At 42.0% G+C, this 11515-nt stretch carries 8 protein-coding genes; 5 read left to right on the top strand and 3 right to left on the bottom strand.

The window, feature by feature from the left end:
* The first annotated feature begins 366 nt into the window (after positions 1-366).
* The 3 genes from RM347_RS28390 to RM347_RS28380 all read left to right on the top strand — a co-directional run bounded on the left by RM347_RS28390 (position 367) and on the right by RM347_RS28380 (position 6564).
* The gene (locus tag RM347_RS28390; RefSeq protein ID WP_322719318.1) at positions 367-3837 is read left to right on the top strand and encodes a PAS domain S-box protein; all 3471 of its coding nucleotides are present in this window, start codon (positions 367-369) and stop codon (positions 3835-3837) included.
* A 394-nt stretch (positions 3838-4231) separates the two neighbouring features.
* Positions 4232-4954: a cyclase family protein gene (locus RM347_RS28385; RefSeq protein WP_322719294.1), complete on the top strand. Its 723-nt coding sequence runs from the start codon at positions 4232-4234 to the stop codon at positions 4952-4954.
* Positions 4955-5067: 113 nt separating this feature from the next.
* Positions 5068-6564 (top strand): aldehyde dehydrogenase family protein, encoded by a 1497-nt coding sequence (locus tag RM347_RS28380; RefSeq protein ID WP_322719295.1) that lies wholly within the window; start codon positions 5068-5070, stop codon positions 6562-6564.
* 73 nt (positions 6565-6637) lie between these two features.
* Here the strand turns inward: RM347_RS28380 and RM347_RS28375 are convergent, their stop codons facing one another.
* On the bottom strand, positions 6638-6979 hold the full coding sequence (locus RM347_RS28375) for a XisI protein (protein WP_322719296.1): 342 nt from the start codon (positions 6977-6979) through the stop codon (positions 6638-6640).
* Complete coding sequence (locus RM347_RS28370; protein ID WP_322719297.1) at positions 6967-7383, bottom strand: XisH family protein; 417 nt, start codon at positions 7381-7383, stop codon at positions 6967-6969. Before RM347_RS28370 ends, RM347_RS28375 begins: the two co-directional genes overlap by 13 nt.
* Before the next feature lie 255 nt (positions 7384-7638).
* Between RM347_RS28370 and RM347_RS28365 the strand changes: the two genes are divergently transcribed.
* Entirely contained in the window at positions 7639-7878 is a 240-nt protein-coding gene (locus RM347_RS28365) for a hypothetical protein (protein WP_292871787.1), read from the top strand.
* 5 nt (positions 7879-7883) lie between these two features.
* Entirely contained in the window at positions 7884-8363 is a 480-nt protein-coding gene (locus RM347_RS28360) for a DUF3368 domain-containing protein (protein WP_322719298.1), read from the top strand.
* Between the two features lie 108 nt (positions 8364-8471).
* On the opposite strand, the gene RM347_RS28355 is transcribed toward RM347_RS28360, so the two are convergent.
* Positions 8472-11282, bottom strand: coding sequence for a pentapeptide repeat-containing protein (locus RM347_RS28355; RefSeq protein WP_322719299.1), 2811 nt, complete (start codon positions 11280-11282; stop codon positions 8472-8474).
* Between the last annotated feature and the right edge of the window lie 233 nt (positions 11283-11515).

Raw genomic sequence — 11515 nt, 5'->3', positions numbered from 1 at the left:
TAGTTTTTGTGAAGCTAAGTCAGGTTTTTAAGCAATGCAATTACATAGCTAGGATGAATTTAAAGGTAGTTTTAAGAAGAAACAAAGTTAAACAACTTCCCTGACACATGAATAGTTTAAAATTCACCGAAAAGTGTTGAAGTTAATCTTAATGATAACTTTAGCATTTTTTCAATTTATTTACAGTAAAAGAGGAATTACCGTACATATAAAAATAAATAAAGTATTAAGATCAAAGCAGATTGGCATGAAGATTATATACATCTATTAACAAATCATATTTTCAGACTATTACCTTAATAATTTAGGCAGAGCAGGCAGGCAAAAGTGTTTTCTAAAAAGGTGCAGAGCTATATTAACCAAATCATGGTTGCCCCGTCAGAAATACAAGAGGATCAAAAAGTATTTTGCCAGCAGGCGGATACTGCTCCTCTAATGATTTGGATGTCTGGATGCAATGCACTTTACTGTTACTTCAATTCCAATTGGCTGGAATTTACTGGAACATATCTAACAATATGCCCGTCTATGTCTGCGCGAGAAGAGGAGATAAACAATATCTGGACTTGCAACGTCCATCCAGAAGATAGACAAAAATGTAAAAATATATACTTTAAAGCATTTGCAGTGCATAATTCGTTCCAGAGGCAATATCGCCTGCGTCGGGCTGATGGCAAATATCGCTGGATTCTAGATACAGCCGCGCCACGCTTTGCAGCAGATGGCAGCTTTGTTGGTTATATCGGTTATTGTGTAGATATAACAGAAGTGACGATAGTAGGAAGCCGACCTATCCTGGCAGAAAGCTGCTCGGCGTCTACAAACTTTTCTTGTTGTCTACGTAGATTCACAGAAGAAAAACAGGCAGCAGAATTCACAAAATTACTGGATCAACTAGAAGCTGAAACTGCAAAACGCCAAGCAGTTGAAGCACAGTTACGCCAAAAAACATCAGAATTTGCAGCGATTTTACAAGTCCTTTCTGATTTGTACTTTCGTCTAGATGCTGATGGAACTATCCTGGATTACAAGCAAGGATTGATGCAGAGTCTGTATATTTCAACAGGAGATTGTCAGGGCAAGAGTTTGCGAGAATGCCTGCCGACTGCTGTAGGCGATCGCTTCCACCAAGCAATAACTCAAGTACTGGAAACTCAATATGAAGTCAGTTTTGAATATACCTTACCGCTACCAGAAACAAACAACAATTTTGAAGCTAGGTTATTACCATTACCAGACCAGCAAATCATAGTTCTTGTCCGCGACACTAGCGACACAGTACAACCAGCATTGATAGAAAGCGATGCCAAGTTTCGCAGCATTGTGGAAAACGCGAATAACATTATTTTTGCGCTGACACTTGAAGGGATATTTTCTTACGTTTCTCCTAACTGGACTGAAATTTTTGGGCATGAGATTGCGGAGGTTGAAGGCAAATCTTTTATTCCCTTTATACATCCCGACGATGTGTCTATCTGTACCGATTATTTCCAAAGACTTTTGACAACAGGCGAAAAACAAAATGCAATCGAATATCGAGTAAAACACAAAAATGGTAGTTGGCGATGGCATACAAGCAACTCATCTGCTATTAGAGATGCTGATGGTAATGTTGTAAACTTCGTTGGTATTTGCTATGACACCACTGACCGCAAACAAGCAGAGTCAGCTCTAGCAGAGCGAGCGCGTTTAGCAAATTTTCGTGCCGATGTAGACGCGGCCCTTACCCAGAGTGACAGTTTAGATAACATGATGCGCCGTTGCACTGAGGCTTTAGTTGAACATCTTGATGTTGCCTTTGCTCGCATCTGGACGTTGAACAAACAAGACAATGTATTGGAGTTGCAAGTCAGTTCGGGAATGTACACCCACATTAATGGGCCTCATAAATGTGTGCCAGTCGGTCAATTCAAAATTGGTTTAATTGCCGAAGAGGGCAAACCCCACCTCACTAACTCTGTGCAGACAGATCCCCGCATGGGTAACAAAGAGTGGGCAAAGCGAGAAGGTATGGTCGCCTTCGCTGGCTATCCCCTGATTGTCGAAAATGAAACTGTAGGGGTGATAGCCATGTTTGCTCGCCAAACAGTGACAGAATCAACTTTCACAGCACTGGAATTTGCCGCCCAAGAGATTGCCATCGGTATCAAGCGCAAACAAACAGAAGTTGCACTCAGAGAAAGCGTCCAGCGGGAAACATTACTCAATCGTCTTTCTAGCCAAATTCGAGCTTCTTTGGATCTCAATTACATTGTGGAAACCGCAGTGCAGGAGATTCGCAACTTATTCCAGATCGATCGCTGCGCCTTCTTTTGGTATCGGCAAGACGCTGATGTACCCTACTGGGAGAGAGTATATGAGGCGAAAAGTTCCTTTTTACCCTGTCTGCTTCACCACCAAGAAGCAACTAATACAGAAATCGAACTAATCGCAGCCAAAACCTTAAATAGAGAAATCATCCGCATTAATGATGTTAAGACTGTGGGCGATTCCATAGCACAGCAGTTTTTACAGGATTTTGGCTTCACTGCCTTTATGTCGCTGCCCGTACACACTCAATCTGGCGAAATTGGTGCATTTAGCTGTGGTTATTGTAGTGGCTTCCGCCCTTGGCTGGATAACGAAGTAGAATTACTACAAGCAGTTACAGTTCAACTAGCGATCGCCATTGACCAAGCCAAACTCTACACTCAAAGTCGCATTGCTGCCCAAACTGCCCAAGACAAAGCCCAGCAACTAGAAGCAGCGTTGCTAGAACTTCAACAAACCCAAGCGCAACTGATTCAAACTGAGAAAATGTCCAGTTTAGGACAATTGGTTGCAGGTATTGCCCACGAAATCAATAATCCCGTCAATTTTATTTACGGCAATATTAGCCACGCCCGTCAATATACCAAGGATTTGCTGCACTTGGTAGAACTTTATCAACAGAGCTACTGCCCACCAACACCAGAAATTCACCAAGAAATCTCCACCATTGATTTAGACTTTCTCAAGCAAGATTTGCCCAAAATCCTGGATTCTATGAACATGGGAGCCGAACGCATTCGGCAGATTGTCCTATCTTTACGCAATTTTTCTCGCCTTGATGAAGACGGCACAAAGCGAGTGGATATTCATGAAGGTATTGATAGCACCTTGCTGCTGTTGCAAAATCGCCTGAAAGCCAAACCAGGACATCCCGAAATCCAAGTAATCCGAGACTACGGCAACCTACCACCAATAGTGTGTCACGCTGGACAGATGAATCAGGTGTTTATGAATTTGTTGACAAATGCGATCGATGTTTTAGAGGAGGGAGTAGCGACTGGGGATTGGGGAACTCTTGGTACTCTCTGGGGATTAGGGGCAATGGGGACTGGAAATGAAGGGGATGAGGGAGACAAGGGAAGAGTTTTCCCAGTGCCCAATGACGCCACTTTCTACCCTGGGGGAACGCTAAGAGCGAATAAAGCAGTTGCTTTTCCTGTCGGAGACGCTCTTGCTAGCTTGCTTCGACCTAGGAGTTGGGAAACCCGCTCAACACACTCCCTCCCTAACGCAGTGTCTCCCCAATGCCCCATACCCACAATTCGCATTCGCACCCTTATCGAAGAAGACCGTGTAATTATTAGCATTGCCGACAATGGTCCAGGCATGACTAAGGAAGTACGCAAACGCCTATTTGACCCGTTCTTCACGACAAAACCTGTAGGTAAAGGCACGGGTATGGGTTTATCAATTAGCTACCAAATTATTGTCAAAAAACACGGAGGACAAATCCAGTGTATTTCAGCGCCAGGAGAAGGTGCCGAGTTTATCATTGTGATTCCACTACAAGAGCAACCCTCAACGTAGATATCACACAACCTTAACCTAAGCTTAATTAAAAGTTAATCTATTGGTTGTTAACTAAGATTAATTCACTTTTTGCTGCAACATTTGAATTCCCCCCCAAAACCTAAATTTACAGGAGTTGGGGGGATTATTTCTCCTAACTATAGGGAATTAGGAGTAGGAATGTTGCAGTTCAATCGACTAAAAAACATTGTAATGGTAGTATTGTCTTTGCGTTGGTGTAGCCCAACCCAGCGAAAAGTCGAGCCAGGTTCTTGCTGTAAACAATTTTGGGCTTGCCGCAGGTATCTGTTAGCGGTCGCTAAGAACGGGCGTCTGCAGGAGCATCACTTTTCAAAACAAGTATTGCACCTGTGAAAAAAATCCCTCAGTACAAATAAAACAGAAGGCTGGGATGATACAACCCCAAAGTCAAAATAGTATCACCTACACACGCGTTATCCACCTAAGTCATGTAATTGACATAGATATTCCCCAATGGTCTGGCGATCCCAAAGTAGAATTTGAAACTGTGGCTGAACTGAATAATGATGGCTATTACCTACGACGTTTCTCCTTGGGAGAACATAGCGCTACCCACATCAACGCCCCTAACAGTTTTCATCGTTCTGCTGTGGGAATTGACCAATACCCAGCCCAGTCTTTGGTTGTACCTGCGGTGGTCATAAATGTTTGCCAAGCTACAGCGGTTAATCCGGATTATGCCCTGACTATTGCTGATGTTCTGGCTTGGGAAGAACAATACGGTAAAATTTCTGATGGTTGCGTAGTTATACTGAATACTGGTTGGCAAAAAAAGTGGTTTAATAAAAGTGCATTCCTAAATCATGATGCTCAAGGAATTGCCCACTTTCCTGGGTTTGGCAGCGATGCTACTCAATTCTTACTGGATGAACGGCAAATAGCTGGGGTAGGAATTGATACTCATGGCGTAGACCCAGGACAGGATAACAGTTTTGCGATTAACCGCTTAGTTTTAGAACAACCGCGCATTGTATTAGAGAATCTCACCAATTTGGATCAACTACCACCTAAAGGTACTACTCTAGCGATCGCACCTCTAAGATTACGTGGTGGTTCTGGTTCTCCTGTTGGAGTATTGGCGTTAGTCCCTTAATTTTTATATCGATATTTCTATCTCACACCAATTTCCTAAACTTGAGGATAACCTAGAAAGCAAGCAAACTTAGTACATAAGTTTCAGTAGATCATCAGCCGGAGATTTTCAAGATGACAACTCCGCTATCTTGCCGCAATTATATAGACGGTCAATGGTTGAGTGCTATAGGGGAAGCAACCCTAGAAAGTCGCAACCCTGCTGACAAAACCGAAGTGGTGGCCACATTTCCCCGTTCTCAAGTTAAAGATGTAGATACAGCAGTAGCCGCAGCCCGTAAAGCCTACCACAGTTGGCGCAAAGTCCCGGCCCCAGCGAGGGCAGAATACATTTTTCGCGTTGGGGAAATATTACTCGAACATAAAGAAGAACTTGCCCAGCTAATCAGTCGGGAAATGGGTAAACCCTTGACGGAAGCTAGGGGAGATGTCCAAGAAGGTATTGACTGCGCCTTTTACAGTGCTGGCGAAGGACGGCGACTATTTGGGCAAACCACACCCTCGGAAATGTCCAATAAATTCGCCATGACTGTACGGATGCCCATTGGAGTCTGTGCCTTAATTACTCCCTGGAATTTCCCGGTGGCAATTCCTTGCTGGAAAGCTATGCCAGCTTTGGTGTGTGGCAATACAGTTATTCTCAAACCTGCCGAAGATACTTCCGCCTGTGCAACTAAATTGATTGAAATTTTTCAACAAGCAGGTTTACCACCAGGAGTAATTAACTTGGTGCATGGTGTGGGAGAAGAGGTAGGGAAAGCTTTAGTTGAGCATCCCAATGTAGATTTGGTATCGTTTACCGGTTCCTCAGAAACGGGTGCTTTTGTCGGCGCTACTTGCGGACGTACTCACAAGCGTGTCTGTTTGGAAATGGGTGGTAAAAATGCTCAAGTTGTGATGGAAGATGCGGATTTAGAACTTGCTCTCGATGGTGCAGTGTGGGGAGCATTTGGGACAACTGGGCAACGGTGTACGGCTACTAGTCGGCTGATTTTGCATCGTGATATCAAGGAAAAATTTACCACCATGCTTTATGAGCGTACCAGTAAGTTGCGCTTGGGTGCTGGCACTGACTCTGATACAGATATTGGCCCGATAATCAATGAAAAGCAACTCAAACAGGTGAGGAAGTATTTGGATATCGCCCGTGAAGAAGGAGCAAAGGTTTTAATTGGTGGAGAAATCGCTAGTGAAGGCTCATTGAAAAACGGTTACTTCTTTCAACCAACTATTTTGGATGATGTAACTCCTGATATGCGCGTCGCCCGTGAAGAGATATTTGGGCCAGTGGTGGCATTAATTGAGGTTAGTTCCTTTGAGGATGCGATCGCAATTCTCAACGATAGCAATTATGGTCTTTCTTCTTCAGTTTACACCCGCGATATCAATCGGGCTTTTACTGCCATGCGGGACATTGAAGCAGGTATCACCTATATTAACGGCCCGACTATTGGCGCAGAGGTACACTTGCCGTTTGGTGGTGTGAAACAAACTGGTAACGGACACCGCGAAGCTGGAACTACTGCTTTGGATGTTTTCACAGAATGGAAAAGTGTCTATGTTGACTTCTCTGGAAGTTTGCAACGCGCTCAGATAGATAATCGCAGTTAATTATTTGCAAATACTCTTGGGTTAAGGCTTGATTATCCCTAACCCTCCTTAAATTTGAATCCGCTTTGCTGCTTTAAACCGTTGCAAACTCAGTGTATTTCCTCACTTCTGGAGGCTGAAAAGCCAAGACAATATCACTTGCAGGAACATCTAAACGCATTAACTCAGTTGCAATTCCTTCTTCAGTCAAATCTTCTTCAATGTAAATTTTTTCATTTTTGATGCGAATATAGACAGAAATTCCTTTAACTCTTTTCCCTTGCTTCCAACCAATATTGAACCACAAATATTGATTTCTATCATCATCAAACATTAACACTTCATCTACATCAACATCAGTAACTTGTGAAGATATTCTTTGATACTCTGTTAATATGTGCTTGATCGTATTTTGATATTGATTTAACTTATCCATTTCACAATCTCCTGTTTATTCATATCAACAACTAATAGTGAAACTTGATATTTTGCCAAAATTAATTTAATTGCAACTTTTTGAAAGAAATCCTCATAAATTATTTCACCTATTGCTAAATATAATTGCTTTTCAGAATATTCAAGAGAAAGTAGAGCTTTATAAATGAGATACTGACCTAATGCAGTTTCAAAATCACGCATAGGAGAGCGACTCAGAAAACTTTTAATTTCAATAACAATTTGTTGTCCTTCTCTACTCGCGGCAATGGTTTTTTCACCAGCAAGATCGGCAAACAGTTTAACTTCTTCATATTTAATCGGATAAGGATCGGCTGTAATTATCCAACCATCCTGAATTAAGGCATTTTTAACCGCATCATGGTATACATCTTTTGCCGGCATTTTCTCCCTGATATGTAGACAAAGTAGCTATTGGGGCTAGTTAATATAATTGTACTAAAGGCGGTTATGTTTGTGATAATTCATTCTTTGGAAGTCGTTTAGCTGGTTCTGGTGGTAAACCCAGCTTGATACGAAAATCTTTATCGAAATCAACTGGCGTGCAGTTTCTAACCGCTCATTTCGCTTGTGGGTAGACATCGCTTGCAGAAGTTTGGCATAATCTAGAAGATATTCAGTCGGTAGCTTGAAATACCTATGACTAGCAAGGAAGAATTAAGAAGTGTTGCCTCAGAAATTCCATTATTTAATAATATTGAGCAAAAAGAAACATTTTTGTTTGTGATAGGGGCGTTATTTTCAAGAGTTATTAGTTTGAAAAAAGCCGCAGAAATCATGGAAATAAAACCTGATGTATTTATTGAACTATTAGATTTGATGGGGCTGGAATTTTCCTACTTGACTGAACAAGATATCGCTATAGAAAAGGATTGGTAGGGTGTGTGAAGGTTGTTTTTAACTCTTCTCCATTAATCTTTTTATCGCGTCTGGAATTTCTCGATATTTTTCTAGATTCTGACGATAACTTTTTGCCAAATTTTGTTGCAGAAGAAATCAGTGCTAAATCTGATGCAGCTAGTCAGCAGGTAAAAGCTTTAATTGATGCCGACAAAATATTAGTTAAAGAAATTCAATTATTTTCCTTAGCCAATCGCCTAAATATGCGACTAGGGAGAGGAGAATCAGAGGCCATTGCTTTAGGCACTGAATTACAAACAGATTACATAATTTTAGATGACTTCGCAGCCAGAAAAGAAGCAACTCGACTGGGATTAAATGTTAAGGGAACCTTAGCAGTCATCAAGAAACTTCAGGTAGATGGCAAAATCACCATTAGTAGCACAGACCAATTGTATCAAGACATCCTGGCAATGAATTTCAGAGTCAAGCGATCGCTGTTCAATGCCATTTTTGAAGATTAGATGTTCCAATAAATCGCTTGCAGAAGTTTAGTATAATACTGAGAAATATATTTATGGTCAGTTAATCTAAAAATCTTATGGCGGATTGACTGATAACTGATAACTAAATCACTTAGCTGCTTCTGGTGGTAAACCTAGCTTTGCACCAAAATCCTTGTCATATTTAGCTTTATCCCAATTTTTCGCAGATTTAATTTGTTCAATAGTCAGGTTTTTGACATCATAGAAGACAGTACGGTTGAGGTCGGCATCACTGATATCAATACCACTGAGGTTGGCACGGCTCAAATTGGCATCGCTGAGGTCAGCACGGCTCAAATTGGCATCAGTGAGGTTGGCATCACCGAAGTAAGCATACTTGAGATTGACACCTTTGAGCTGAGCATTGCTGAGGTCGGCATCGCCGAGGTAGGCAGCACTGAGGTCAGCAAGGCTGAATTTGGTATTGACGAGGTTTGCACGGCTGAAGTAAGCATTGTTAAATTTGGCATCGCTAAGGTTAGCACCACTGAGGTTGGCACGGTTAAATTTGGCTTTACTGAAGTAAGCACTACTTAGATTGGCATGGCTGAGGTCAGCTTCACTGAGGTCGGTATTGCTAAAGTCTTTACCAGCTAGGCTCTCACCAAGTTTTACCAGCTTTTCAAGCGCTTGAATTCTTGCCTGACTGTACTCAACTCCCTTTACAGCTTCGACAGTTTGCCAAGATTCCTTGATCCGGCTCTGTGTTTCAACCACAATGCCCAAATATACTGATAAACCTAAGGGAAAAATTAAGAAAAAACCAATCAAAAAACGCTGGTTCGATCTTTGTCTGGCACTTGCTTGAATAAACTCCATAGCCAGGTTAGATAATGTCAAATTTTCAGTTCGTTCCTTCTGAAAAATTTTGGCATCTGTTAAAAGTTTCCCCTGAAGCAGATAGTCTTTGCCTTTGCCGCTATCTTGCCATTCCATAGCCGCCACTTCAATTTTCCGTTTTTGTCGCAGTACATCCCGACTTTCTTCAATCCACTTGCGTAATAATGACCAATACCGAATCAATGCTTCATGAGCTACATCTATTACAGCTACTTTACCAAAACTTGACCCCTTCTCAATTAAGGTACTGGTGACAACTAACTTCTCATCAGCTAACCGCTGAATTACCTGATTAATTAAAACTTCTGAATACTGCGGACTAACTAAATCCCGTTGCAAAACTTGTCTGCGGGTATCTTCTGTTCCTTCTGCTAACTGGGTCAGTTCCAAAAAAATTCGCTTGGTTGCCTGCTGTTCTTCTGGTGACAATGACTCATAAACTTCTGTAGCGCGTATTTGCAAGGTTCCCCTGACTCCACCCAGTTTGGTATAGGTGCTAAGAGTTAACCGTTCCTCAGTCCTTTGCTTCCACAGTTCTGTTAGCGTATACTGCAACAACGGTAAACTTCCTGGTGAGCCTTCTACATCTGCAATCATCTGGGAAACTAATTCAGATTCTACTTCTAAGTTCACTTGTTGGGCAGGTTTGTTAATTGCTGTTTCTAATTCCTGCCTATTCATCGGTGTTACTGTTATTAAATGCTCTTGAATCTTCTTGGCAAGTCCGCTATATTCTTGTTCCAGGCATTTACTAAAAAAATCGGCTCGCATAGTAATTACTAGGAAGATTTTGTTATCATTGCGCTGCAAAGCACCTAGCAAACATTCAAAAAACTTTTGTCGTTCTATAATGTCTTGGCATTGAGTAAAAGCTTCCTCAAACTGGTCTGCTACTAGGACTATGCGCTGAGTTTGACTAGCAGTAATCAACTGTCCTAAACCAACTGCACCTCTAGCTATTAATTCTTCTGCTTTCGCCAATTGAAATGCACGTTCAATATCTGATAATTCTGATTCTAAAAATGCCAGTGCTAAATTTTGTAAGGGGTTAATCCCTGGTCGAAATATTTTCAACTGCCAAGTATCGCTACCTGATAACCTACGTCCTAACTGTAATTGATAAAGTAAACCCGCTCTAACAACACTAGATTTACCACTTCCTGATGCTCCCAACACAGCGAGGAAGTTACCCGATCGCACTTTTTCTAATAATTCGTCGGTTAACGCTGTTCTGCCATAAAATAAGTTTGCATCTGCTTCTGTGCAATCAAAATAAGACAACCCTTTGTAAGGACAAATAGCTGATATCTGTACTGTGGGGTTAACAGGAGAGGAATTCCATTTGCGGGTGAGATTAATTGCTTCACCAGAGTTAGCAAAAATGGGACGCTGGGGGAAGGGGTGATGTTCTTGATTGAGCAAGTCTACTAAAGTGTAGTTACTCACCCAACGGTCTTGTTTTGGTTCCAAACCTTTTAGCAGTGCGGCAGTGAGAACGCTGTGTTGGCTGTTAATATCTTCAAAAGCTACTTCAAAATCACGAGAAGCCGCAATAAAACACCTGTCTCTGCCTTTACCGCGATCGCCTGGATCTGCCTCTGCAAAATTTAGCACTTCCCCGCTATAGCAGCAATCCAAAATCACAATTTGTTGTCTAACCTCACTTTCTTGCAGCAGTCGCCGCAGCCATTGTAGAGATAATCCCCAATTACCTGCATCAGGGTTGACTTCACTCGTCGCTAAAAAGCCTTCCTGAATTCCTAAGTTTTTCCGCAATCCATGACCAGAAAAATACAGTAGTGCTGTGTCTGGCGGCTTTCCATCTGGCTTAAATAATTGGACGATCGCTTTTTCTAACTGAGTTAAACTAACTTTAGTTTGCTTGCCAATGCGAATCGTCTCATTTTCCTTGTCTTTGACTGCTGGTAGCCGCGTTACCCGAAATTCACCATATTGTTGTAAGATTTGAGCGATCGCTTCACCATCGGCAGCTGGTGCGTTGAGACATTTTAAGCGGTCATACGTATTAATTCCCACCACCAAAGCGTCTCGACTCATCTTAGTAAGCTTTATGATAGTTTAGTCGCATTATTTCCAGCTTCTACAAGAAATTTACCGCATTTTCCGTAAAAATGTATAGAGTTAAACGGGCGGTTAGAAACCGCGCGCCAGATGCTTCAAGTCGGCAAAGCCGCCCAACGCACTGGCTTGTCTACACAGGCAAAACCCACGGAGGTGGGTTTCAAAACCTTGATTTTTCTTTAGTCTGCGGAGGCGGCCTACCCTTCGGG

The sequence above is a fragment of the Nostoc sp. ChiQUE02 genome (genome assembly GCF_034531305.2).
GTDB lineage: Bacteria > Cyanobacteriota > Cyanobacteriia > Cyanobacteriales > Nostocaceae > Nostoc.
Note: the sequence above shows the minus strand (reverse complement) of the source record. Positions and strands in the feature narration are given on the sequence as shown.

Coding starts and splice junctions, on each gene's coding strand:
- RM347_RS28390 (WP_322719318.1), top strand. CDS start 367: ATGGTTGCCCCGTCAGAAATACAAGAGGATCAAAAAGTATTTTGCCAG.
- RM347_RS28385 (WP_322719294.1), top strand. CDS start 4,232: ATGATACAACCCCAAAGTCAAAATAGTATCACCTACACACGCGTTATC.
- RM347_RS28380 (WP_322719295.1), top strand. CDS start 5,068: ATGACAACTCCGCTATCTTGCCGCAATTATATAGACGGTCAATGGTTG.
- RM347_RS28375 (WP_322719296.1), bottom strand. CDS start 6,979: ATGGATAAGTTAAATCAATATCAAAATACGATCAAGCACATATTAACA.
- RM347_RS28370 (WP_322719297.1), bottom strand. CDS start 7,383: ATGCCGGCAAAAGATGTATACCATGATGCGGTTAAAAATGCCTTAATT.
- RM347_RS28365 (WP_292871787.1), top strand. CDS start 7,639: ATGACTAGCAAGGAAGAATTAAGAAGTGTTGCCTCAGAAATTCCATTA.
- RM347_RS28355 (WP_322719299.1), bottom strand. CDS start 11,282: ATGAGTCGAGACGCTTTGGTGGTGGGAATTAATACGTATGACCGCTTA.